Origin of the sequence: Pseudomonas sp. PWP3-1b2, assembly GCF_049896045.1 — a bacterium.
Taxonomy (GTDB): domain Bacteria; phylum Pseudomonadota; class Gammaproteobacteria; order Pseudomonadales; family Pseudomonadaceae; genus Aquipseudomonas; species Aquipseudomonas antarctica_B.
The window spans coordinates 25,393-48,084 of record NZ_JAFCTN010000043.1 but is presented as its reverse complement, the minus strand read 5'-3'; the positions used below and the strand labels follow the sequence as shown (position 1 = coordinate 48,084).

The window sequence follows — 22,692 nt, the reverse complement described above, 5'->3', positions numbered from 1 at the left end:
ATAACTCTTTGTTTACCAAGGAGTTTTCCGTTTCGACTGCGCCGGAAGTGGGGCGAATTATAGACTTCCAGAATCTGTCGTCAACCCTTAATTACGCTTTTGTTGCAGAAACCGGTTTTTTCGCAATAAGACGCGGGATTCGGCGCATGACCGGGGGTATCCGCAGCACTAGAAGCAGCGCACCTATAGAGGCATAGACAGCCCACTCCTTAAGATCCGCTCGCACAATCCACAACATGTGCAATAAACCAAGCCCGAGAATCACATAGACAAGACGGTGCAATTTCTTCCAGCGACTCCCAAGACGACGTTGGCTGTAGCGATTGGACGTTACCGCGAGCACTAATAAAGAGAGGAAACCCAGCGCCCCCACAATAATGTAAGGCCGCTTGCGCAACTCTACGCCCAACTGCGACCAATCCAGCCCCAGGACAAACACGCAGTAAGCTGCCAAGTGCAGTACGACATAAGCAAAGCACCACAACCCCAACTGCCGGCGCACGGCTATCCACCCCGCCCAACCACTCAGCTTTTGCAGCGGAGTCATCGCCAGTGTGATCAGCAACAGGATCAATGTACCCAACCCCAGCCGATCAACCAGCACCTTTCCCGGATCTGGCCCCAGCGCAGAACTCCACGCTTCATATAGCCAGAAGAACGGCCACACCGCCGCTGCTATAAAGACGCCAATGCGCCAGATCGGATAGCGCATCAGTAGTTTTTCCGCAGATCGAGATCGGTATAGAGAGAAGCAACCTCATCGGAGTACCCATTAAACATCTGCGTCTCTCGCACATTGGGGCTGAACAGACCACTCGGCAGCCGACGCTCGCGCGCCTGAGTCCATCGGGGGTGATCAACTTTAGGGTTCACATTCGCATAAAACCCATACTCATCCGCAGCAATGCTTTGCCAAGTCGTTTTTGGCTGCTCGCTGACAAGACTGATCCGCACAATGGACTTCACACTCTTGAAGCCATACTTCCAGGGCACTACCAAACGCAGCGGCGCGCCATTCTGGTTAGCCAGCTCTCGCCCATACATGCCCACCGCCAGAATCGCCAACGGGTTCATCGCCTCATCCAGACGCAAGCCTTCTACATAAGGCCAGTCGATCAAACCGAAGCTTGAGCGCTGACCCGGCATGCTTTTAGGATCTTGCAAGGTTTCGAAGCGGATGTACTTGGCCTTGGACGTTGGCTCAACTTGCTTGAGCAAGGCGGAAATCGGGAAACCTATCCAAGGAATGACCATCGACCACGCTTCAACGCAGCGCAAACGGTAGATACGCTCTTCCAACTGATAAGGCTTCATGAAGTCTTCCAGGGCATAACGCCCAGGCTTTGCAACTTCGCCGTCAATTACAACACTCCACGGTTCAGTCTTGAGAGAACCGGCATTCGTCGCCGGGTCGCCCTTGCCTGTGCCGAACTCATAGAAGTTGTTGTAGTGGGTTGCATCCTTGAACGGGGTGATCGCCTCGTCCTTCACCGTGACCGCCTGCCATTTAGTCCCTGGCAGTTTCTCGGTAAACCATTTAGGCGCGTTACCCGGATCGACATCGGCGTAGCGGGCGGCCTCCTCGGCACTGGCCCAGCGCGGCAAGCTACTGGCGGCCACACCAGCAAGCGCACCGCCGAGCAAGCTGCGACGAGAGAGGTAAAAGGATTCGGGCGTGACATCCGATTCGTGGCAATCGGATGCTTTTGGCAATTTGATTAACATGGCAACTCCGCAGCATTGGAGGACTGATGCACCAATAGACTGCGGAGTATGGGGGAAATTACATTAAGACAATGTTTTGTCCCGACGCATATGCAGCAAATACTGAACTGGTCCTGAAGCAGCATAGACCAGGAACGCCAGCAGCAGAATACGCGGCGGATCGCTGAACACGACTGCGAACACCAGCACGACTACGAGGATCGCCACAAAAGGCACGCGTCCCTTGAGGTCGAATTCCTTGAAGCTGTTGTACTTGATGTTACTGACCATCAACATGCCGGCCGCCGCAACCATCAAGGCCACCAGGAACGACATCTTGGAACCCTGGATGCCGTAGTCACTGAATGCCCACACGATACCCGCCACCACACCCGCAGCCGCCGGGCTGGCCAAACCGATGAAGTAACGCTTGTCGGCGGTACCCACTTGGGTGTTGAAGCGAGCCAAACGCAATGCGGCGCCCGCGACATAGATAAAGGCAACCATCCAGCCGACCTTGCCCATGTCACCGAGTGCCCAGGCGAACGCCAGCAGCGCCGGCGCAACACCAAAGGCAACCATGTCCGACAAGGAGTCGTACTCGGCACCGAAGGCGCTTTGGGTATTGGTCATCCGCGCGACACGACCATCGAGACCATCAAGCACCATGGCCACGAAAATGGCGATGGCAGCAAAACCAAAGTACTTGCTGGCACTCGCCGCGTCACCCGCCGCCAGGGCGCTTTGAGCGCTCATGGAGTTAATGATGGAGTAGAACCCGGCAAACAGGTTTGCCGTGGTGAACAGGTTGGGCAGCAGATAGATGCCACGATGCCGGACCTTGCGACCTTCCGCGTCATGCCCTTCTTCGACATGCTCATCGATCGGCAGCAAGCTTTCGGCGTCAGAGGCCTGGTTTGGCTCTTCGGGACGTTCGGTCATGGACTTTACCTTGCAACGATGTGAAAAGAATTCGACAAATACTTGCGGGGAGCGTTCGCCCGCAAACGATGCAGCTTTATACCAGAACCCGCCCCCAAACGAAAAAACGCGGCCTAAGCCGCGTTTTCTCTTGATGCGTACGACTTAGTTTTTGGCTTTGTCGACGATCTTGTTGGCACCGATCCACGGCATCATGGAGCGCAGTTGCTCGCCGATGATTTCGATACCGTGAGCGGCGTTGTTACGACGCTTGGCGGTCATCGAAGGGTAGCCGGTAGCACCTTCGGTGATGAACATTTTGGCGTATTCGCCGTCCTGAATACGTTTCAGGGCGTTGCGCATGGCCTGACGGGACTCGGCGTTGATCACTTCCGGGCCAGTCACGTACTCACCGTATTCGGCGTTGTTGGAGATCGAGTAGTTCATGTTGGCGATACCGCCTTCGTACATGAGGTCAACGATCAGCTTCAGTTCGTGCAGGCATTCGAAGTAGGCCATTTCCGGCGCGTAGCCAGCTTCAACCAGGGTTTCGAAACCAGCTTTAACCAGCTCAACAGTACCGCCGCACAGAACGGCTTGTTCGCCGAACAGGTCGGTTTCAGTCTCGTCCTTGAAGGTGGTTTCGATGATGCCGGTACGACCACCACCAACGCCTGCGGCGTAGGACAGCGCAACGTTTTTGGCGTTGCCCGATGCGTCCTGGTAGATCGCGATCAGGTCAGGGATACCGCCGCCTTTGACGAACTCGGAACGCACGGTGTGGCCCGGTGCTTTCGGCGCGATCATGATCACGTCGAGGTCAGCACGCGGAACAACCTGATTGTAGTGAATCGCGAAACCGTGGGAGAAGGCCAGGGTGGCGCCTTTCTTGATGTTCGGCTCGATTTCGTTCTTGTACAGCGCGGACTGGAACTCGTCCGGGGTCAGGATCATCACCAGGTCGGCGGCAGCAACAGCGGAAGCAACGTCAGTCACTTTCAGGCCATGGGCCTCAGCCTTGGCAACAGTGGCCGAGCCTTTACGCAGGCCAACAGTCACGTCAACGCCGGAGTCTTTCAGGTTGCAAGCTTGCGCGTGACCCTGGGAGCCGTAGCCGATGATGGCGACTTTTTTGCCCTGGATGATCGACAGGTCACAATCTTTTTCGTAATAAACTTTCATGAGGTTCCTCTATATATCCAGGCCGTGAGGCCATTCACTAATTGGGTTAAATGCTGAGTACTTTGTCGCCACGGGCAATCCCGGTGACACCACTGCGTACAGTTTCCAGAATCGAGGCCGTCCCGATCGACTGGATGAAGCTGTCCAGTTTGTCGCTTGTACCGGTCAGTTGAACGGTATAAACGCTGGCGCTCACATCAACGATCTGCCCGCGATAGATGTCGGTAGTGCGTTTGATCTCGGCACGTTGGGCACCCGTGGCCTTGACTTTGACCAGCATCAGCTCGCGCTCGATGTGGGCGCTTTCCGACAGGTCGACCAGCTTGACCACTTCGATCAGCTTGTTGAGGTTCTTGGTGATCTGCTCGATCACCTCATCGTGGCCGACGGTGGTCAACGTCAGGCGCGACAAGGTCGGGTCTTCGGTCGGGGCCACGGTCAGGCTTTCGATGTTGTAGTTACGTTGCGAAAACAGGCCGACAACACGAGACAGAGCGCCGGGTTCGTTCTCCAGAAGCAGGGAGATAATGTGCCGCATGATTAGGTACGCTCCGTCTTGTTCAGCCACATGTCGCGCATTGAGCCGTCTTTGATCTGCATCGGGTAGACGTGCTCGCTGGTATCCACCTGAATATCCAGGAACACCAGGCGGTCTTTCATGGCGAACGCCTCTTCCATCTTCGGCTTCAGATCTTTCAAATCAGTGATGCGAATGCCGACGTGGCCATAGGCTTCAACCAGTTTGACGAAATCCGGCAGCGACTCCATGTAGGAATGGGAGTGACGGCTGTTGTAGCTCATGTCCTGCCACTGACGAACCATGCCCAGCACGCCGTTGTTCAGGCAGACGATCTTCACCGGAAGGCCATACTGCAGGCACGTCGACAGTTCCTGGATGTTCATCTGGATGCTGCCCTCACCGGTGACGCACGCCACGTCGGATTCGGGGAAGCTCAGTTTCACGCCCATGGCCGCAGGGAAACCAAAGCCCATCGTGCCCAGGCCACCGGAGTTGATCCAGCGGTTAGGCTTGTCGAACTTGTAGTACTGCGCGGCGAACATCTGGTGCTGGCCCACGTCGGAGGTCACAAAGGCGTCGCCCTTGGTCACTTCGCACAGGGTTTCGATCACGGTTTGTGGCTTGATGATGCTGCCGTCGCCCTTGTCGTAAGGGAACAGGCCGCGGTCACCGCGCCATTCGTCGATCTGCTTCCACCAACTGGCAACGGATTCCTTGTTCGGCGCTTCGCCGATCTCCTTGAGCGCAGCAACCATTTCGGTCAGCACGCTTTCCACAGGCCCCACGATTGGCACGTCGGCCTTGATGGTCTTGGAGATGGACGCCGGGTCGATGTCGATGTGGATGATCTTGGCATTCGGGCAGAATTTGCTCGGGCCGTTGATCACACGGTCATCAAACCGCGCGCCGACGGCCAGGATCACGTCGGCGTGGTGCATGGTCAGGTTGGCGGTGTAGCTGCCGTGCATCCCCAGCATGCCGACGAACTGACGGTCGGAACCCGGAAATGCGCCGAGGCCCATCAAGGTGTTGGTAACCGGCAGGTTGAGCAGTTTGGCCAGCTCGGTCAGCGGTGCGGAACCGCCGCCCAGAATCACGCCGCCACCCGAGTAGAGCACAGGGCGCTTGGCAGCCAGGAGCATTTCTGCCGCCTTGCGAATTTGCCCAGAGTGCCCACGAACGGCCGGGCTGTAGGAGCGCAGCTTGGCTTTCTTCGGGAAGATGTATTCGAATTTTTCAGCCGGATTGGTCATGTCTTTCGGGATATCTACGACGACAGGACCCGGACGACCGGACTGCGCGAGGTAGAACGCCTTTTTCATGATTTCCGGAATTTCCGAGGCATGCTTGATCATGAAGCTGTGTTTCACGATCGGCCGGGAGATACCGATCATGTCGGTTTCCTGGAATGCATCAGTACCGACCATGGTGCTCGCGACCTGGCCAGAAATGATCACCATCGGAATGGAGTCCATATACGCAGTCGCGATGCCGGTGATGGCATTCGTCGCGCCTGGGCCGGACGTCACCAGGACCACGCCGGCTTTACCGGTGGCACGGGCGTAACCGTCAGCCATATGGGTCGCGGCCTGTTCGTGGCGAACCAGGATGTGGGTAACAGCCGGTTCCTTGAACAGTGCGTCGTAAACATGCAGCAGAGCACCACCTGGGTACCCGTAGATATAGTCGACGCCTTCGTCACGCAAAAAGCGGACGAGCATCTCACCGCCAGATAAAAGCTCCACGTTGTTCACCTCTAAAACGCCAGAATACCGTCCGTTAAAAACCGACGGGTCTTAATAGGTTTACTTCTCAACAGAGCATGAGCGACGGTGGTCGCCGACTACGTCAGCACTGACTGAGCAAGTATTGGGATCGTCCCAAGTGTTGCGGGCTTTTCCCACCCAGCGCGAGGTAACGCGTTGCGGGTGTTACAGGTCGGCGCGGATATGCGCCTCATGATCTGCTGAGCGGGCCTGCTTCTGGCAGTCCCGATACAGCGGACTTTGGATTCTTCTGTTTCAGGCCGTTCAAGTCAAGCAATAATTGCGCTTTTTTCCAACTAAGCGCATGAGAACGTAGAAGAATGGGCTTTGAGGAGGGATAAAACTCGCCTGAATGTCGTCAAGCGGTAGAAATGTGCGCAAGACTGCCGAAAAACCCGGCAGTCAGGCAATTAACGAGCGTCGACGATCAATTGGTCGAACTTTTTCAGCGCATTACGCAAGCCAAGGCTCTCTTGCGGGCGATCGGCGTAGACCATCTCGGCCATCTCCATAATCCCCGACGCGTTTGGCAATGGCAGATCCTGCTCGAGGATCTGCTTCATGCGCACCAGGAAGATCCATTGCAGCCACTGATGAAAGTCCAGCGTGTCGACCGAAAATGGCTCGACACTGCTGAGCGCCTCAGCGCTGGGGGACACTTCGTCCCACCAGCCCTGCACGCGCAATTCACGCTCAATCAGCAATAACTGTTCGGCAATCGCTGGAAAACGCGAATCCATCAGAGGCTGACCTTGGCTTTTTGCCGAGCCTGAGCCGCACCGGCAGCGTCGCCCTGGGCGGCACGGGCGTCACCAATCAACCCCCACAGATTGGCTTGCAGGTCAGGGCGACCGTTAGCCAGGGTCAGACCGCGACGGGCGAACTGCTCAGCTTGCGGCGCATCACCCTGGGCCAGGCGCACTTGGGCCAGGCGAAACAGCACTTGCGGCTCACGAGGTGCCACGCGCTGGGCGCGCTCAAGGCTTGACGATGCACCGTTCAAGTCGCCACCGGCTTGCTGTTGCTGGGCGGTGGTCAACAAAGCCAGTACCGGGCCATCCAGCTGCTCGTCAGCCGACAGACCGCCCGAGTTGGAGGACGACGAGGGAATACCGCTCGGCGTCGACGGCATGGTGTAGCTGCCCTGATTAACCGGCGCCGTTTGAATTGGCGTCGAATCAACCGGCCCAGACGTGCTTGGGCCTGGCGTCCACGGCTCGGCACTGATCGGCGCCGACGTGGCCGCACCAGCACCCGGCACCATCACCACCACACCCGAATCCTGCGGCATGGCCTGAGCCTTGGCTTGAGCGGGACGCGTGGTCACGGTCTGGCGGAAACCGCCCTTGGCCGAGATGCGATCGTTATTCGAAACAGACGTACTCGAGTCCACTACCGGAATCGAGCCGCGCTGCACGCTGGCGCAACCGTTGAGCAAAGCCAGAGCTGTAATAGCTGGAATCCACCACTTGTTCACTTGAAACCCTCTTTGCTTAATTCATCCAGCCCTTGACCCAATCCATCACCGATTCCGCACTGGCGGGGGCACTGCCACCGCATGCGGGGCCGGCGGGTGGCTCGCTGCCGCGAATATACGGCATCTGCACCGCGCCCGGGCAGTTGGCATCAGAGCCCTGCCCTGTGTGCGGGTCAATCCAGGCCTGCACGATGTTATCCGGCTGCGGCATATTAAGCGGCAGCGGGTCGGCTTTGCGCATGAAACTTGTCCAGACCTGTAACGCGCCGGTCGCACCGGTGAACGGCGTCTTGCCATTGTCGTCGCGCCCCAGCCACACCACCGCCAGTACATCCTGGCCGAAACCGGCGAACCAGCTGTCGCGTGAATCGTTACTCGTACCGGTTTTGCCCGCCAGCGTCAGGTTCGCCGGCAGCACGTTGTAGACCGAGCGCCCGGTACCCTCTCGCATCACGCGCTGCATGGCGTTCTGGATCAGGTAGATGGAGCCTGCGTCGAAGCGCTGCTGAATCTGGAATGGGTAACGCTTGAGCGGCTCGCCCTCAGCGTTCAGCACGCTTCGGATGCCGCGCATCGGCGTATTGAAGCCGCCGTTGGCGATGGTCTGGTACATCGTTGCCACGTCCATCGGGGTCATGGCCCCCGCCCCCAGCAACATCGATGGGAACGCCGGGAACTCACGGGTGATACCCAAACGTGCGAGGGTCTTCAGTACATTCGGCACACCGACTTCAAGCCCAAGACGCGACGTGGAGATGTTGTAGGAATGCGCCAGGCCCTGGTACAGGAATATCGTGCCATTGGAGCGGCGCTCGTAGTTTTTCGGCGTCCACACCTGGCCATCCGCCAACTTGACCGACAGCGGATCATCCGACAGCCAGCTGGTGAGGGTGTATTTGCTCGGTTTCTCCAACGCCGTCAGGTAGACCGCCGGCTTGACCAGCGAGCCGATTGGCCGCACGGCATCCAGTGCGCGGTTAAAACCGGCGAAGCTGGCCTGGCGACTGCCGATCATGGCCTGAACCTCACCGGTTTCCGGGTTGGTCACGACCATGGCCGCTTCGACGTCGTCAGCACCCTTACGGCCGGTCAGACGCTTGAACGTGTCGTTGACAGACGCTTCGGCTTTCATCTGCAGAATCGGGTCGAAACTGGTGAAGATCCGCAGGCCTTCTTCGGTCAAGTCTTCGTCACGGTAGTCTTCACGCAACTGGCGTTTGACCAGGTCGATAAAGCCCGGGAAGGAACTGTCGGCCAGCTTGCCGCGTGTTGTTACACCCAGTGGCATTTTCTTCGCGGCGGCAACTTGTTCGGCGGTGGCGACGCCCTGCTGCTCCAGCACATCGAGCACCAGGTTGCGGCGCTCAAGCGCACGCTCCGGGTTGCGACGCGGGTTGTAATAGGACGGGCCCTTAACCATGCCAACCAGCAAAGCAACCTGGTGCAGCTTCAACTCGGACAACGGTTGACCAAAGAAAAACTGACTCGCCAAGCCAAAACCGTGCACCGCGCGCTGGCCATCCTGCCCGACGAACACCTCGTTGAGGTACGCCTCGAGAATTTCCTGCTTGCTGTAATGCAGCTCCAGCAGCATCGCCATCATCGCTTCGGTGAGCTTGCGGGTCAGGCTGCGCTCGCTGGTCAGGTAGAAGTTTTTAACCAATTGTTGCGTCAGCGTACTGCCGCCCTGGGTCATCTTGCCGCCGGAAGTGTTGACCCAAATCGCGCGGGCAATCGACTTTGGCGAGACACCCCAGTGGCTGTAGAAATCACGGTCTTCTACGGCGACCAGGGTTTCGAGCAGATACGGTGGCACCTGATCCAGTTTGATCAGGATGCGGTCTTCGAGGTTTTTCGGGTAAATACCGCCGATCAGCAGCGGTTCCAGGCGTACGACCGGCAGCTTGGTGCCATTGAGCGACGACAGCTCGGCCACGTAATCGCCGGAGAAGCGCACACGCACTGGCTGGGCTTTTTCCAGCCCTTCATAGAACTGGAAGCCACGGGTATTCAGGTCGACGGTATTGCCATTGACCGCTGCCGCACCCGGGCCATTGCTCACGGGTTCGCGGCGATAGCCCAGGGCGTCGAGCTCGGTGAGGAAGTCATCCTTGCTCAGCTTCTGGCCGTTAAACAGTTCCAGCGGGCGTGCATACACCTTGGCCGGAATGGTCCAGCGCTTGCCGGAGAACTTCTCCTGGACCACGGCGTCGAGGTACACCGCGAAGCCAGCGAGCACCACAAGGCCCACCAGGCTTAGCTTGAGCGCCCAGCCCAGCCACGGGCGCAGGCCGCGGGAAGGAGGTTTTTTACGGGAACGGGGAGATCGGGTTCGAGTCATGGCGGCGGATTATACGCACTTTATTGATGATCAACATGAGCCGGACAGCGGTTTGCACGACCGCTCGTAGCGGCCATAATGCCCGCCATGATTTCTCCCAGTCTTTGAAGGATCGCCCGTGAGCCAGTCCCTGATCGCTGCCCTGCAAAACCCGGCTTTATACCCTCACCCGGTTGAAGCGTTTCAAGTCATTGAAACCCATATTTCCTGGGTGATTTTGACCGGTCCCTATGCATACAAATTGAAGAAACCCATGAACTTTGGTTTTCTCAACTTCACGGTCCTGGAAGATCGCGGTCATTTCTGCAATGAGGAGCTGCGCCTCAATCAACGCCTGACCGAAGATCTGTATCTTGAAGTGTTGCCGATTACTGGCACCGCCGAAGCGCCGCAGTTGGGTGGCGACGGCCCGGTGATCGAGTACGCGCTGAAAATGCGCCAGTTCCCGCAAAGCCAGATGCTCAGCACGCTTCAAGCCAATGGCGAACTGACCAGCGCGCACATCGATGAGATGGCCAGGCAGATCGCGCATTTCCACCTCACCGCACCCAAGGTCCCACAGGAACACCCCGCCGGCACCCCGGACGAGGTGATGGCACCGGTAAGCCAGAACTTCGAACAGATCCGCCCGTTCCTCAGCGACAAGGCCGACCTGACACAACTCGACGCCCTGCAAGCCTGGGCTGAAAGCAGCTTCGAACGCCTCAAGCCGCTGTTCCAACAGCGCAAGCTCGACGGTTTCACCCGCGAATGCCACGGTGATATTCACCTGGGCAACGCGACCCTGATCGATGGCAAGGTTGTGATCTTCGACTGCATCGAGTTCAACGAGCCGTTCCGCTTCACCGACGTGTACGCCGACACCGGCTTTTTGGCGATGGACTTGGAAGACCGTGGCCTCAAGCCCCTTGCACGGCGCTTTATCAGCCAATACCTGGAACTGACTGGCGACTACCAAGGCCTGGAAGTGCTCAACTTCTATAAAGCCTACCGTGCGCTGGTGCGTGCCAAAGTGGCGCTGTTCAGCATGCCGAGCGAAGCCGACCCGGTGCAACGCGCCACCACCCTGCGCCAGTACCGCAACTACGCCAACCTCGCGGAAAGCTACAGCACCATTCCTTCGCGCTTCCTGGCGATTACCCACGGCGTTTCGGCTGTCGGCAAAAGCCACGTTGCGATGCGTCTGGTGGAAGCGCTGGGCGCCGTGCGCCTGCGTTCGGATGTAGAGCGCAAACGTCTGTTTGGCGAACAACAGGTCGAGAACACACCACAGGCCGGCATCTACGCTGCCGATGCGAGCGCCGCTACCTATGCGCGCTTGAACGAAATCGCCAACACCGTGTTGCGCGCCGGCTACCCGGTGGTACTTGATGCCACGTTCCTTAAACGCGAACAACGCGACGCCGCCGCCAGCATTGCCGAAGCCACCGGCGCGCCATTCCTGATTCTGGATTGCAACGCACCGCAAGCCGTTATCGCCAGCTGGCTGGCGCAACGTCAGGCCGATAAAAACGATCCGTCCGACGCCACACTGACCGTTATTGAAGCGCAGCAGGCCAATCGCGACCCGCTGTCTGCCGAGGAACTGCTGCTGAGCAAGCGTGTGGAAACCAACGAAAGCGGCACGCTGGATGCCTTGGTGGCGCACATTCGCCAGCGCCTGCCCGGCCTGTAAGAAATATTTCTTGGTCGTGTCACCGATCGACGGTGCACGACCGAGCAATAGTGGCACTATAATGGCGCCATAATTCCAACAGGAGTCGCCATCATGAGTCAGCCCAAGCTTCTGGATTCCCCGCTCTACGTGCTCCTGCATAAAGACGATATTCGCGGCTTCAACGAGGAACGTCCTAAAGACGGTGCCATCGACATGCGCGGCGGCGACTTCCGAGGGCTGGACCTGCGCGACCTGGACGCCACCGGCATTGACTTCACCGACGCCTACTTCCGCTCCGCCGACCTGCGCGGCCTGGATTTGCGCGGCTGCTCACTGGAGGGCGCCAGCCTGGCCCATGCGCAGATATCCGGCACTTACTTCCCCCCTGAGCTGACTGCCGACGAAATCCTGATGTCGGTCAATTTCGGCACTCGCCTGCGTTACCGCACCAAGTAATGCCACTCATCAGGCCCCGGCCCCGCATCATGCGGGCCGGATGCCGCTCGCCTGCCTGTCGATAAATCCCCCCGCATTCTTATAGCTTTTCAGCCGATCCGGACCAAAGAACTACGCTTTTGCTGCTGAGCGCTACACTCCTGTTCAGGCTTGCCTGGTCACGATACCCACCGCCCCATTCGGCCGTCGCAAGGAGGCTTGATGAACGATGAGCTGCAACACCTGAAAAACCTTGGCAAGACCTCGGCGCAGTGGCTGCACGCGGTGGGCATTCACAGCGCGTCCGACTTGCGCCGCCTTGGAGCCGTTGACGCTTATCGAGCCGTGCGCACTCGTGGGTTCCGGGCGTCGAAAGTGCTGCTGTATGCAATCGAAGGCGCATTGATGGACGTGCACTGGAACGATATTCCGGCGGAGCGCAAAGAGGCGTTGAACCGTCAGCTGGACGCACTTTCAGCGCGCCAGAAGAATTAGACCGGCGCTGAAACCCTTTATTTACAGGCATCGCGCAGACGTGTTTGAGAAAAACCAGCAGATCACGCAAAAACAAATGTTGACTCTCAAATGAGAATCGTTATGATTATCGCAACTGGTCGCGAGATCAGCCGATAACTGAAAGACCATTGGTTCGGACTCTCAGATTATCTCCTCATCAGGCTAATCACGGTTATTTGACCCGGCTCTTGCCGGGTCTTTTTTTGCCTGTGGAAAAGTGGATTTCAGCGCGCGATGATCAACGGATGCCCACGCTCCGGATGCGGCTGTACCAACACATCCAGACCAAACACGGCCTTGAGCGGCTCAGGCTGAAACACCTTTGACGGCGTGTCCAATGCATAGGGACGCCCGTCTTCCAGCAACAGAATGCGATCGCAGTAGCGCGCTGCAAGGTTCAAGTCATGAAGAATCACCAAGACCGCCGCGCCTCGATCGGCAAAGGTGCGGATGGCGTGTAAGGTTGTGTGTTGGTGCAAGGGGTCGAGCATCGATGTGGGCTCATCCAGCAGCAATGTCTGCCCCGCTTCACCCGGCCATAACTGCGCCAGCACCCGCGCCAAGTGCACACGCTGGCGCTCGCCGCCGGACAGCGCGAGGTAGCTGCGACCACTTAAATGCCCGACATCCGCAGCCTGCAGGGCGGCTTTGATGATCTCATCATCTCGCACCCGGCCTGTTTGATGAGGCAAGCGGCCCATGCCGACTACTTCCTCTACGCGAAAAGCAAAATCCAGTGTCGACGTCTGAGGCAGCACCGCCAGCCGCTGAGCACGTTGCGTGCCGGTCCAGTTCTGCAACGCCTGCTGATCCAGCCACACAGTGCCCTGATCCGGTTGCAACTCCCCGCACAACGCCCCGAGCAAGGTACTTTTGCCCGCACCATTGGGCCCCAGCACGCCCAGCACTTCCCCCGGCATCAGGTCGAGGGTGACATCTGCCAATACAATTTTTCGACCACGCCGGATCTGCAGCCCTTCCACACGCAGCATCAGGCACGCCCCCGCAATAACAGATAGAGAAAAAACGGCGCGCCAATAAATGCGGTCACGATGCCGATTGGCAGTTCAGCCGGGGCCAGGGCCAGGCGCGCCACCAAGTCTGCGAACAGCAGCAAACTCGCGCCCGCCAGCACCGAGGCCGGCAACAGCACGCGATGATCCGGCCCCGCCAGCAACCTCACCAAATGCGGCACCACCAGCCCGACAAACCCGATCATGCCCGCCGCCGCCACCGCCGCGCCCACACCCAAGGCGGTGCAAAACACCAACTCGCGCTTGAGTCCTTCAACATCAATGCCCAAGTGACTGGCTTCCGACTCGCCCAGTAACAATGCATTCAACGCTTTGGCCCGGCGCGGCAACCAAAGCGCCACGGCTGCGCTCACCCACAGCAACGGCCACAACCGCGAATAGCTGGCGCCATTCAGGCTGCCGAGGTTCCAGAAGGTCAGGGTGCGTAACGTGGCGTCATCCGCCAAGTAAGTGAAGAGCCCCACCGCTGAGCCGGCGAGGGCCGTGAGGGCGATGCCGGCAAGCAGCATTGTCGCGACGTTGGTCTGGCCGTTGCGCCGCCCGAGGCGATAAACCAGCGCCGTCACACCCAACCCACCGAGAAATGCACACAGCGACAAGAGATACGGCCCCAATGCATCCGGCAAACCGCCAAAAAACGAACCACCCACGATGGCAATAGCCGCTCCCAGCGCCGCGCCACTGGACACACCGACTAACCCAGGATCGGCCAGCGGGTTGCGAAACAAACCCTGCATCGCCACACCCGACAATGCCAGCACGCCGCCAACCGCCAAGCCGAGCAAGGTACGCGGCAAGCGAATCTGCCCCAGAATCAACTCGGCCTGCTCCAACCCTTGAGCCTCAATCGGCACACCCACCAAGCGCAAGGCGGCCTTGAGCGTATCCAGCAATGGCAGGCTGACCGGCCCCAGCGCCAATGACAGCCAGATCGCCAATGCGCACAACAGCGACAGCCCTATAAACAGCGTTTTCGGTTTAACCAACGTGGTCATGGGGCGGGTTTAACCTGGGACGGATAAAACCCGGCGGAGAGTTTCACCAGGCTCTGTGGCAGACGCGGACCCAGCCCGCCGACCAACAACGTCGGGTCGAGTTCGAACACGCGGCCATTCCTGGCGGCCGGCGTAGACGCCAAAATCGGGTTTTCCTTGAACAGGGCCGCCCGTGCGGCGTCACCCGTGAGCGCGCGGTCGGCAAATACCAAAACATCAGGGCTCAAGCCTGCCAGCGACTCCACCGAAAACGGCTTGTAGCCCGTGTGAGTCGCCAGGTTATGCCCGCCCGCCTGTTGCAACATCCAATCGGCAGCGGTGTCTTTACCAGCGATCAACGGTTTGCCCCCCGCGTGCCCCAGAACCAACAACACGCCCGGCGCTTTTTGCGTGGCTTGGGCCTTGGTGAGCCAGCTCTTCTGCTGCTCAAGTGCCTGTTCATAGCCGGTAAACAATTGGTTGGCTTTGCCTTCGCTGCCGAGCAACTTGCCCAGGTGTTGAAGGTTGCCCTTCAAGGTTGGCAAATCGGCCTCGGCCGAAAACAGTTCTACCTGCACCCCCGCGCCACGAATCTGCGCCAGCACCGGCGGCGGGCCCATTTCCTCTGTTCCAAGCAGTACCTGCGGGCGCAGGCTGAGGATGCCTTCAGCCGATAACTGGCGCTGGTAACCGATACTTGGCAACGCCTTGAGCGACTCCGGGTGCTGGCTGGTGGTATCGACCCCCACCAATTTAGACTCCCCGCCCAGCGCCGCGACCCATTCCGACAGCGCCCCACCGGCACTGACCAGGCGTTGCGGCAGTTCAGAGGCTTGTGCCGCGTGGTTAACCAGCAGTGAGGCAACAAGCGCGATAGCGCTGGTACTCAGGCGCATAACAGGGTTTCCTTCCAGGGGCGGGGCCGCTCAAGCACTCATCAATGTGACAGAAACCCCCTGTCTGGCATCGTACAGAGCGCCCGGTCAGCTAACGGGCGAAGCCGGCATTTGATAATTGTTTGCATTTGCACGTCAAGGCACTTAAGGATTGAAATGAAGTTTCTCTGCCCCTCCGATACCCTCGCGCCAAACAGCAGCCGCGGCTTTGAAATCGATGGTTGCAAGCTGTTGGCAGTGCGCCGGGACGGCGTGGCCTACTTCTATATCAACCGTTGCCCCCATCGCGGCATCCCGCTGGACTGGCAGCCCGACCAATTCCTCGACGCCAGCGCCAGCCTGATCCAGTGCGCCACACATGGCGCGTTGTTCCTGATCGAAAGCGGCGAATGCATCGCCGGCCCCTGCGCGGGCAAACACCTCACCGCCCTGCCCGGCCGCGAAGACGAACAGGGCCTGTGGGTTGAACTCTAGTCGCCCATCAACACGTCGAGCCGACGATCGACGACTATTTCCTCTGGCGTGACGCGCACACCGTAGGCCAACACCTCCACACCGGCCGCCTTGGCTTCACGCAACGCAGCAGCATAACCCGCGTCGATTTCCACCGCCGGGCGCACCGCGTCGATGCCCGAGAGGTTGACGCAATACAACTGCACCGCTCGCACACCTTCGCGCGCCAGGTGCGCCAGCTCGCGCAAATGCTTGGCCCCGCGCTGTGTCACCGCATCCGGAAAGGCCGCCACCGCAGTGCCATCGAAGCCCAGGGTGACGCTCTTGACCTCGACATACGCAGCGCCGTGGGGGTAATCCAGGCGAAAGTCGATACGGCTTTTTTCCTGGCCATAGGGCACTTCGCGCTTCAACGCGGTGAAACCGTTGAGTTCGGTAATGACCCCGGCGCGCAACGCTTCCTCGATCAATTGATTGGCACGCGCGGTGTTGACGCACGCCAGTCGGCCTTGCGGCGTTTCAGTAATTTCCCAGGTACCCGGCAGCTTGCGTTTGGGGTCATTGGAACGGCTGAACCAGACCTGGCCACCTTCCACCATGCAATTGAGCATCGAACCGGTGTTCGGGCAGTGAATCGTCAGCAACTCGCCGGACACGGTTTCGATATCGGTGAGAAAACGCTTGTAGCGGCGAATCAGCCGACCTTTTTCGAGGGGAGGATGAAAGCGCATCAGGCTTGCCAACTCCGCAAGCCACGGGCGATGCGTTCCACCGCTTCCTGTAGTCGATCGAGGTTTTGCGTGTAGGCGAACCGCACATGATGCCCCGCCTGATAACGGCCGAAATCCAGCCCAGGCGTAAAGGCCACATGTTCTGTTTCAAGGAAATGACGGCAGAACGCGAAGGCATCGCCGCCGAACGCGCTGATATCGGCATACAAATAAAACGCACCTTCGGGCTCTACGGCAATGCCGAATCCCAACTCACGAAGGGCTGGCAGCAAAAAGTCACGACGCCGTCCGAATTCGGCGCGGCGCTCTTCCAGAATGCTCAGGGTTTGCGGGGTGAAACAGGCCAATGCAGCGTACTGGGCCATGCTCGGCGCGCTGATATAGAGGTTTTGCGCCAGTTTCTCCAGTTCGCCCACCGCCTCGGGCGGCGCGACCAGCCAACCAAGGCGCCAGCCCGTCATGCCGAAATACTTGGAAAAACTATTTAACACGAAGGCGTCGTCGTCGACTTCCAGAACGCTGGCCGCGTCGGTGCCATACGTGAGGCCGTGATAGATCTCATCCACCACCAGATGCCCGTTTCGCGCTTTGATCGCACTCGACAACCCGGCCAATTCATCACGCGTAAGAATAGTGCCGGTAGGGTTGGCCGGAGACGCGACCAGCGCCCCGACGCTGTCCTCGTTCCAGTGCCTGGCCACCAGTTCGGCGGTCAATTGGTAGCGCACATCCGGCCCGACCGGCACCAGCTGCGCCGCGCCTTCCACCAGCCGCAGGAAGTGGCGATTGCACGGGTAACCCGGGTCAGCCAACAGCCAGTGCTTGCCTGGATCGACCAATAAACTGCTCGCCAACAACAACGCGCCAGAGCCACCGGGAGTGATCAGGATGCGCTCGGGGTCCACGTTCAGGCCGTAGCGCTGCTGATAAAACCCGCTGATCGCTTCACGCAACTCGGGCAAACCACGGGCGGCGGTGTAGCGGGTCTTGCCATTGGCCAACGCCGCTTGCCCGGCCTGAATGATCGGCTCGGCCGTGGTGAAATCCGGCTCGCCGATTTCCAGGTGGATCACGTCGTGGCCGGCCGCTTGCAGCTCATTGGCGCGCGCCAGCAATGCCATGACATGAAAAGGTTCGATGGCGCGACTGCGCGCACTGTAGGGCTGAGCCATTAGCCTTCCTTAAGCGTGAGGACAAAATCCGGATTCTACCGAACCCGCGCGGTAAAACATGTTCTATTGCCTGCCCGGCCACTCAGGCGGCCAGGGCAAGCGCGCGCAAAACGACTAAAATCTTTATTCGAGACGTTACAGGTCCAGCCATGGCGGGCTGTTGTTGTTTGCCACCCCCCATGATGGCCCTCGACAACCGGGAGTGGCGCACCCTGAATCTATCTGGTAAGTTCGCCCGCTTGCAGCCGCAGGGCCGGCAGGTGTCGGTGACGTTGCAATCCTGCGCAATGGATTAGAAGAGTGAGAGGCGGTCTATTCATGTCCACCCAAGCAAAGCAACAGCAGCAGAGCCTCAGTGGCTTCACACCTTACGTCGAAGCGAAGGGTGAGGAGTACATGGGCAAGCCCATGCGCCAGCACTTCACCAAGATTCTGCAGAAATGGAAGCAGGACTTGATGCAGGAGGTCGACCGTACGGTTGACCACATGAAGGACGAAGCCGCCAACTTCCCGGACCCGGCAGACCGTGCCAGCCAGGAAGAGGAATTCGCCCTCGAACTGCGCGCTCGCGATCGTGAACGCAAGCTGATCAAGAAAATCGACAAAACGCTGCAACTGATCGAAGACGAAGAATATGGCTGGTGCGAATCCTGCGGCGTCGAAATCGGTATTCGCCGCCTGGAAGCCCGCCCAACCGCGGACCTGTGCGTAGACTGCAAGACCCTGGCTGAAATCAAGGAAAAACAGGTCGGCAAGTAATACATGCCGAGCTGAACGAATGGGGCGTGCAAACGCCCCATTTTTGTTTCTGGCGTTCAGCGATTTTCCAGTAGTATCCGGCCCATGACAGCCTCTACCTATATCGGGCGTTTCGCCCCCACGCCCAGCGGCCACTTGCACTTCGGCTCACTGGTCGCCGCCCTCGCCTCCTACCTCGACGCCCGCGCCAACAATGGCCGCTGGCTGATGCGCATGGAAGACCTCGACCCACCCCGCGAAGAACCCGGCGCCCAGGCAGCGATTCTGCACGCACTGGAAAGCTACGGCTTCGAGTGGGATGGCGAACGGGTCCTGCAAAGCGAGCGGCATGAGGCCTACGCGAAAGTGCTGAACGACCTGTTCAACCACGGCCTGGCCTACGCCTGCACCTGTTCGCGCAAACAACTGGAGCCGTACAACGGGGTTTACCCCGGCCTGTGCCGCAACGCCGGTCACGACAGGCAGGATGCTGCCATTCGTTTGCGCGTCCCGGAGCTTGAGTACCACTTTACCGACCGCGTGCAAGGCGAATTCCGACAACACCTGGGCCGCGATGTCGGCGATTTTGTCATCCGTCGCCGCGACGGCCTCTATGCCTATCAACTGGCCGTGGTGCTCGACGATGCCTGGCAAGGCGTTACCGATATCGTGCGCGGCGCCGACCTGCTGGACTCCACGCCACGTCAGTTGTACCTGCAGGAGTTGCTCGGCCTGCGCCAACCGCGCTACTTGCACGTGCCGCTGATCACCCAGCCGGACGGCAACAAGCTGGGCAAGTCCTACCGTTCCCCGCCATTAACGGCTGAACAGGCCACGCCCTTGCTGCTGAGAGCCTTGCGCGCCCTGGGCCAGCAACCCGGCAACGAATTGCTCCACGCCAGCCCACGCGAACTGCTCGATTGGGGCATCGCGCACTGGGATGCCACGCAGATCCCGCGCACACTCACGCTGGCCGAAGCGCAATTGAGCTGAAGGCGCTTGCAGCTTCCCAGCCATCCGTTACCATCGCCGCAGTTTTTTAATCAGAGGCCAACATGTACATCTATCGATTGGTCCTGCTGCTGGTCGTCGGGATCTACCTGTTTTCCCCCGCCATCATGGATTGGTGGATCGACGCCACGGGCGCCTGGTACCGCCCTTATCTGCTGTGGCTGATATTGATCGTCGTGACCTTCATCCTGCAGAGCCAAAAAGATGCCGATGAGCTTTAGCCTCACCCAGATGCTGCTGATCAGCGCCGCCTACCTGGCCGCGTTGTTCGGGGTGGCCTGGATCAGTGAGCGCGGAATGATTCCGCGGGCGATCATTCGCCATCCGTTGACCTACACCTTGTCCCTGGGCGTTTACGCCAGCGCCTGGGCGTTCTATGGCACGGTAGGTTTGGCCTACCAGTACGGTTATGGTTTTCTGTCCAGTTACCTCGGTGTGTCCGGCGCGTTTTTGCTGGCGCCGGTGCTGCTGTACCCGATCCTGAAAATCACCCGCACCTATCAGCTGTCGTCCCTGGCGGACTTGTTTGCCTTTCGCTTTCGAAGCACGTGGGCTGGCGCGCTGACCACCATCTTCATGCTGATCGGCGTGCTGCCGTTGCTGGCGTTGCAGATTCAGGCGGTGGCGGACTCCATCAGCATCCTCACCCGCGAGCCGGTGCAACACCGCGTTGCCCTGGCCTTCTGCGCGCTGATCAGCCTGTTCACGATCTTCTTCGGCTCGCGCCACATCGCCACCCGCGAAAAGCACGAAGGACTGGTGTTTGCGATTGCCTTTGAATCGGTGATCAAGCTGATCGCCATCGGCGGCGTCGGCCTCTACGCGCTCTACGGCGTGTTCGACGGCCCACAACAACTTGAGCTGTGGTTGCTGCAAAACCAGACCGCCCTCGCCGCGCTGCACACGCCGCTGCAGGAAGGCCCGTGGCGCACCTTGCTGCTGGTGTTCTTCGCCTCGGCGATTGTGATGCCGCACATGTACCACATGACCTTCACCGAAAACCTCAACCCGCGCTCGCTGGTCAGCGCCAGCTGGGGTTTGCCCCTGTTCCTGTTGCTGATGAGCCTGGCGGTGCCGCTGATCCTTTGGGCAGGCCTGAAGCTTGGCGCCACCACCAACCCTGAATACTTCACGCTGGGTATCGGCATTGCCGCCAACAGCCCGGCCCTGGCGCTGCTTGCCTACGTCGGCGGCTTATCGGCGGCCAGCGGATTAATCATTGTCACCACCCTGGCCCTCTCAGGCATGGCGCTCAACCATCTGGTGCTGCCGCTTTACCAGCCGCCGGCTGAGGGCAACATCTATCGCTGGCTGAAATGGACCCGCCGCGGGCTGATTGTCGCGATCATCATGGCCGGTTACGGTTTCTATCTGTTGCTGGGCGCCGGGCAAGACCTGGCCAACCTTGGCATCGTCGCGTTTGTCGCCACCCTGCAGTTCCTGCCGGGCGTGTTGTCGGTGCTGTACTGGCCGACCGCCAACCGTCGCGGGTTTATCGCCGGGCTCTTGGCGGGGATTCTGGTGTGGGTCGTCACCATGCTGTTGCCACTGGTCGGCAACCTGCAGGGCTTTTACATCCCACTGCTGAACATGATCTACGTGCTGGACGACACCAGTTGGCACATGGCGGCGATCGCCTCCCTGGCCGCCAACGTGCTGATGTTCACCCTGATCTCGCTGTTCACCAACGCCAGCCCCGAAGAAACCAGCGCCGCCGAAGCCTGCGCGGTGGACAACGTACGCCGCCCGCAACGCCGCGAACTGCATGCTGCCTCGCCTCAGGAATTCGCCACGCAATTGGCCAAACCCCTCGGCGCAAAGGCGGCGCAGAAGGAAGTCGAACAAGCCCTGCGCGACCTCTACCTGCCGTTTGACGAGCGCCGCCCTTATGCGCTGCGCCGTCTGCGTGACCGTATCGAAGCCAACCTGTCGGGGTTGATGGGGCCGAGCGTGTCCCAGGACATGGTCGAGACGTTCCTGCCTTATAAGGCCGGCGGCGAAAACTACGTGACCGAAGACATCCACTTCATCGAGAGCCGGCTGGAGGATTACCACTCACGCCTCACCGGCCTCGCCGCCGAACTCGATGCCCTGCGTCGTTACCACCGCCAGACGTTGCAGGAACTGCCGATGGGCGTGTGTTCCCTGGCCAAGGACCAAGAGATCCTGATGTGGAACAAGGCCATGGAAGAACTCACCGGCATCGCCGCGCAACGGGTGGTGGGCTCGCGCCTGAACACTCTGGGCGACCCGTGGAAAGAACTGTTACAAGGCTTTATCAACTTGCCCGACGAACACTTACACAAACAGCACCTGGCGCTCGACGGCCAGACCCGCTGGCTGAACCTGCACAAAGCCGCGATCGACGAGCCACTCGCGCCCGGTAACAGTGGCCTGGTGTTGCTGGTGGAAGACCTGACCGAAACCCAGATGCTCGAAGACAAGCTGGTGCATTCCGAGCGCCTGGCGAGCATTGGCCGCCTGGCCGCGGGTGTGGCCCATGAAATCGGCAATCCGATCACCGGTATCGCGTGCCTCGCGCAAAACCTGCGGGAAGAGCGTGAAGAAGACGGCGAAATTACCGAGATCAGCGGGCAGATCCTTGAACAGACCAAGCGCGTGTCGCGCATCGTGCAGTCGCTGATGAGTTTTGCCCACGCGGGCGCCCATCAGAATCAGGACGAGGCAGTTTGCCTGGCCGAAGTGGCGCAGGACGCCATTGGGCTGCTGGCCTTGAACCGGCGTAATTTCGAAGTACAGTTCTTTAACCTGTGCGACCCGGACCACTGGGTGGATGGCGACTCGCAACGCCTGGCCCAAGTGTTGATCAACCTGCTGTCCAACTCCCGCGATGCAACGCCAGCCGGCGGCGCAGTACGGGTCAAGACCGAGGCTTTCGAGCACACGGTCGACCTGATCGTCGAGGACGAAGGCAGCGGCATTCCGCAGAACATCATGGACCGATTGTTCGAACCCTTCTTCACCACCAAGGACCCTGGTGAAGGTACCGGTCTGGGCCTTGCACTGGTCTATTCCATCGTTGAAGAGCATTATGGACAAATCACCATCGACAGCCCGGCTGACCCCGAAAGCCAACGCGGCACCCGTATTCGGGTGACCTTGCCGCGTCATGTCGAAGCGACGTCCGCTGTGAACTGAGACCG

At 59.5% G+C, this 22,692-nt stretch carries 22 protein-coding genes; 8 read left to right on the top strand and 14 right to left on the bottom strand.

Annotated features, from left to right (window positions below; genetic code table 11):
- Window positions 1–91: 91 nt before the first annotated feature.
- From msrQ to mrcB, 9 genes are all read right to left on the bottom strand, one after another.
- Window positions 92–712, bottom strand: a complete 621-nt coding sequence (msrQ, locus tag ACP7A2_RS22535; RefSeq protein ID WP_426136009.1) for a protein-methionine-sulfoxide reductase heme-binding subunit MsrQ — start codon at window positions 710–712, stop codon at window positions 92–94.
- Window positions 712–1,725: a protein-methionine-sulfoxide reductase catalytic subunit MsrP gene (gene msrP, locus ACP7A2_RS22530; RefSeq protein WP_426136008.1), complete on the bottom strand. Its 1,014-nt coding sequence runs from the start codon at window positions 1,723–1,725 to the stop codon at window positions 712–714. Before msrP ends, msrQ begins: the two co-directional genes overlap by 1 nt.
- A gap of 63 nt (window positions 1,726–1,788) precedes the next feature.
- Window positions 1,789–2,646, bottom strand: a complete 858-nt coding sequence (gene pssA, locus ACP7A2_RS22525) for a CDP-diacylglycerol--serine O-phosphatidyltransferase (RefSeq protein ID WP_426136007.1) — start codon at window positions 2,644–2,646, stop codon at window positions 1,789–1,791.
- A 144-nt stretch (window positions 2,647–2,790) separates the two neighbouring features.
- Window positions 2,791–3,807, bottom strand: coding sequence for a ketol-acid reductoisomerase (gene ilvC, locus ACP7A2_RS22520; RefSeq protein WP_078739114.1), 1,017 nt, complete (start codon window positions 3,805–3,807; stop codon window positions 2,791–2,793).
- A gap of 46 nt (window positions 3,808–3,853) precedes the next feature.
- Window positions 3,854–4,345 carry an acetolactate synthase small subunit gene (gene ilvN / locus ACP7A2_RS22515; protein WP_003176102.1) on the bottom strand — a complete coding sequence of 164 codons (492 nt, stop codon included), beginning with the start codon at window positions 4,343–4,345 and terminating at the stop codon, window positions 3,854–3,856.
- Window positions 4,346–4,347: 2 nt separating this feature from the next.
- A complete protein-coding gene (locus tag ACP7A2_RS22510) occupies window positions 4,348–6,072 on the bottom strand; it encodes an acetolactate synthase 3 large subunit (RefSeq protein ID WP_426136006.1) in 1,725 nt (574 codons plus the stop codon).
- A gap of 431 nt (window positions 6,073–6,503) precedes the next feature.
- A complete protein-coding gene (locus ACP7A2_RS22505; RefSeq protein ID WP_348057701.1) occupies window positions 6,504–6,833 on the bottom strand; it encodes a YqcC family protein in 330 nt (109 codons plus the stop codon).
- Entirely contained in the window at window positions 6,833–7,570 is a 738-nt protein-coding gene (locus tag ACP7A2_RS22500; RefSeq protein WP_426136005.1) for a tetratricopeptide repeat protein, read from the bottom strand. Before ACP7A2_RS22500 ends, ACP7A2_RS22505 begins: the two co-directional genes overlap by 1 nt.
- Window positions 7,571–7,586: 16 nt before the next feature.
- Window positions 7,587–9,911 carry a penicillin-binding protein 1B gene (gene mrcB / locus ACP7A2_RS22495; RefSeq protein ID WP_426136004.1) on the bottom strand — a complete coding sequence of 775 codons (2,325 nt, stop codon included), beginning with the start codon at window positions 9,909–9,911 and terminating at the stop codon, window positions 7,587–7,589.
- A 118-nt stretch (window positions 9,912–10,029) separates the two neighbouring features.
- On the opposite strand from mrcB, the gene ACP7A2_RS22490 reads away from it, so the two are divergent.
- From ACP7A2_RS22490 to ACP7A2_RS22480, 3 genes are all read left to right on the top strand, one after another.
- Complete coding sequence (locus ACP7A2_RS22490) at window positions 10,030–11,586, top strand: AAA family ATPase (RefSeq protein ID WP_426136003.1); 1,557 nt, start codon at window positions 10,030–10,032, stop codon at window positions 11,584–11,586.
- 93 nt (window positions 11,587–11,679) lie between these two features.
- Window positions 11,680–12,024: a pentapeptide repeat-containing protein gene (locus ACP7A2_RS22485; protein ID WP_426136002.1), complete on the top strand. Its 345-nt coding sequence runs from the start codon at window positions 11,680–11,682 to the stop codon at window positions 12,022–12,024.
- Window positions 12,025–12,225: 201 nt separating this feature from the next.
- Entirely contained in the window at window positions 12,226–12,498 is a 273-nt protein-coding gene (locus ACP7A2_RS22480) for a TfoX/Sxy family protein (protein WP_010206563.1), read from the top strand.
- A gap of 245 nt (window positions 12,499–12,743) precedes the next feature.
- On the opposite strand, the gene ACP7A2_RS22475 is transcribed toward ACP7A2_RS22480, so the two are convergent.
- Genes ACP7A2_RS22475 through ACP7A2_RS22465 form a run of 3 tightly spaced genes read right to left on the bottom strand, consistent with a single transcriptional unit; the run spans window position 12,744 to window position 15,423 of the window.
- Complete coding sequence (locus tag ACP7A2_RS22475) at window positions 12,744–13,502, bottom strand: heme ABC transporter ATP-binding protein (protein WP_426136010.1); 759 nt, start codon at window positions 13,500–13,502, stop codon at window positions 12,744–12,746.
- An 8-nt stretch (window positions 13,503–13,510) separates the two neighbouring features.
- The gene (locus ACP7A2_RS22470; protein WP_426136001.1) at window positions 13,511–14,548 is read right to left on the bottom strand and encodes a FecCD family ABC transporter permease; all 1,038 of its coding nucleotides are present in this window, start codon (window positions 14,546–14,548) and stop codon (window positions 13,511–13,513) included.
- Window positions 14,545–15,423 (bottom strand): heme/hemin ABC transporter substrate-binding protein, encoded by an 879-nt coding sequence (locus ACP7A2_RS22465; protein WP_426136000.1) that lies wholly within the window; start codon window positions 15,421–15,423, stop codon window positions 14,545–14,547. Before ACP7A2_RS22465 ends, ACP7A2_RS22470 begins: the two co-directional genes overlap by 4 nt.
- A gap of 156 nt (window positions 15,424–15,579) precedes the next feature.
- Here ACP7A2_RS22465 and ACP7A2_RS22460 point away from each other — a divergent pair, with 156 nt between their 5' ends.
- Window positions 15,580–15,897: a Rieske (2Fe-2S) protein gene (locus ACP7A2_RS22460; RefSeq protein ID WP_348057719.1), complete on the top strand. Its 318-nt coding sequence runs from the start codon at window positions 15,580–15,582 to the stop codon at window positions 15,895–15,897.
- On the opposite strand, the gene sfsA is transcribed toward ACP7A2_RS22460, so the two are convergent.
- A complete protein-coding gene (gene sfsA / locus ACP7A2_RS22455) occupies window positions 15,894–16,607 on the bottom strand; it encodes a DNA/RNA nuclease SfsA (protein ID WP_426135999.1) in 714 nt (237 codons plus the stop codon). The two genes, ACP7A2_RS22460 and sfsA, sit on opposite strands and share 4 nt — an antisense overlap.
- Window positions 16,607–17,779: a pyridoxal phosphate-dependent aminotransferase gene (locus ACP7A2_RS22450; protein WP_426135998.1), complete on the bottom strand. Its 1,173-nt coding sequence runs from the start codon at window positions 17,777–17,779 to the stop codon at window positions 16,607–16,609. The genes sfsA and ACP7A2_RS22450 overlap by 1 nt, the downstream gene beginning before the upstream one ends.
- Window positions 17,780–18,097: 318 nt before the next feature.
- Here ACP7A2_RS22450 and dksA point away from each other — a divergent pair, with 318 nt between their 5' ends.
- The 4 genes from dksA to ACP7A2_RS22430 all read left to right on the top strand — a co-directional run bounded on the left by dksA (window position 18,098) and on the right by ACP7A2_RS22430 (window position 22,687).
- On the top strand, window positions 18,098–18,538 hold the full coding sequence (dksA, locus tag ACP7A2_RS22445) for an RNA polymerase-binding protein DksA (protein WP_026083092.1): 441 nt from the start codon (window positions 18,098–18,100) through the stop codon (window positions 18,536–18,538).
- Window positions 18,539–18,622: 84 nt separating this feature from the next.
- Window positions 18,623–19,510, top strand: coding sequence for a tRNA glutamyl-Q(34) synthetase GluQRS (gluQRS, locus tag ACP7A2_RS22440; RefSeq protein ID WP_426135997.1), 888 nt, complete (start codon window positions 18,623–18,625; stop codon window positions 19,508–19,510).
- A gap of 62 nt (window positions 19,511–19,572) precedes the next feature.
- Window positions 19,573–19,749 carry a hypothetical protein gene (locus ACP7A2_RS22435; protein ID WP_003176118.1) on the top strand — a complete coding sequence of 59 codons (177 nt, stop codon included), beginning with the start codon at window positions 19,573–19,575 and terminating at the stop codon, window positions 19,747–19,749.
- On the top strand, window positions 19,733–22,687 hold the full coding sequence (locus tag ACP7A2_RS22430) for a sensor histidine kinase (RefSeq protein WP_426135996.1): 2,955 nt from the start codon (window positions 19,733–19,735) through the stop codon (window positions 22,685–22,687). Before ACP7A2_RS22435 ends, ACP7A2_RS22430 begins: the two co-directional genes overlap by 17 nt.
- Window positions 22,688–22,692 lie beyond the last annotated feature (5 nt).

Excerpts from the sequence above, each read along its gene's own strand:
- msrQ (WP_426136009.1), bottom strand. The coding sequence starts at position 712 with ATGCGCTATCCGATCTGGCGCATTGGCGTCTTTATAGCAGCGGCGGTG.
- msrP (WP_426136008.1), bottom strand. The coding sequence starts at position 1,725 with ATGTTAATCAAATTGCCAAAAGCATCCGATTGCCACGAATCGGATGTC.
- pssA (WP_426136007.1), bottom strand. The coding sequence starts at position 2,646 with ATGACCGAACGTCCCGAAGAGCCAAACCAGGCCTCTGACGCCGAAAGC.
- ilvC (WP_078739114.1), bottom strand. The coding sequence starts at position 3,807 with ATGAAAGTTTATTACGAAAAAGATTGTGACCTGTCGATCATCCAGGGC.
- ilvN (WP_003176102.1), bottom strand. The coding sequence starts at position 4,345 with ATGCGGCACATTATCTCCCTGCTTCTGGAGAACGAACCCGGCGCTCTG.
- ACP7A2_RS22505 (WP_348057701.1), bottom strand. The coding sequence starts at position 6,833 with ATGGATTCGCGTTTTCCAGCGATTGCCGAACAGTTATTGCTGATTGAG.
- mrcB (WP_426136004.1), bottom strand. The coding sequence starts at position 9,911 with ATGACTCGAACCCGATCTCCCCGTTCCCGTAAAAAACCTCCTTCCCGC.
- ACP7A2_RS22485 (WP_426136002.1), top strand. The coding sequence starts at position 11,680 with ATGAGTCAGCCCAAGCTTCTGGATTCCCCGCTCTACGTGCTCCTGCAT.
- ACP7A2_RS22480 (WP_010206563.1), top strand. The coding sequence starts at position 12,226 with ATGAACGATGAGCTGCAACACCTGAAAAACCTTGGCAAGACCTCGGCG.
- ACP7A2_RS22470 (WP_426136001.1), bottom strand. The coding sequence starts at position 14,548 with ATGACCACGTTGGTTAAACCGAAAACGCTGTTTATAGGGCTGTCGCTG.
- ACP7A2_RS22465 (WP_426136000.1), bottom strand. The coding sequence starts at position 15,423 with ATGCGCCTGAGTACCAGCGCTATCGCGCTTGTTGCCTCACTGCTGGTT.
- ACP7A2_RS22460 (WP_348057719.1), top strand. The coding sequence starts at position 15,580 with ATGAAGTTTCTCTGCCCCTCCGATACCCTCGCGCCAAACAGCAGCCGC.
- sfsA (WP_426135999.1), bottom strand. The coding sequence starts at position 16,607 with ATGCGCTTTCATCCTCCCCTCGAAAAAGGTCGGCTGATTCGCCGCTAC.
- ACP7A2_RS22450 (WP_426135998.1), bottom strand. The coding sequence starts at position 17,779 with ATGGCTCAGCCCTACAGTGCGCGCAGTCGCGCCATCGAACCTTTTCAT.
- dksA (WP_026083092.1), top strand. The coding sequence starts at position 18,098 with ATGTCCACCCAAGCAAAGCAACAGCAGCAGAGCCTCAGTGGCTTCACA.
- gluQRS (WP_426135997.1), top strand. The coding sequence starts at position 18,623 with ATGACAGCCTCTACCTATATCGGGCGTTTCGCCCCCACGCCCAGCGGC.
- ACP7A2_RS22435 (WP_003176118.1), top strand. The coding sequence starts at position 19,573 with ATGTACATCTATCGATTGGTCCTGCTGCTGGTCGTCGGGATCTACCTG.
- ACP7A2_RS22430 (WP_426135996.1), top strand. The coding sequence starts at position 19,733 with ATGCCGATGAGCTTTAGCCTCACCCAGATGCTGCTGATCAGCGCCGCC.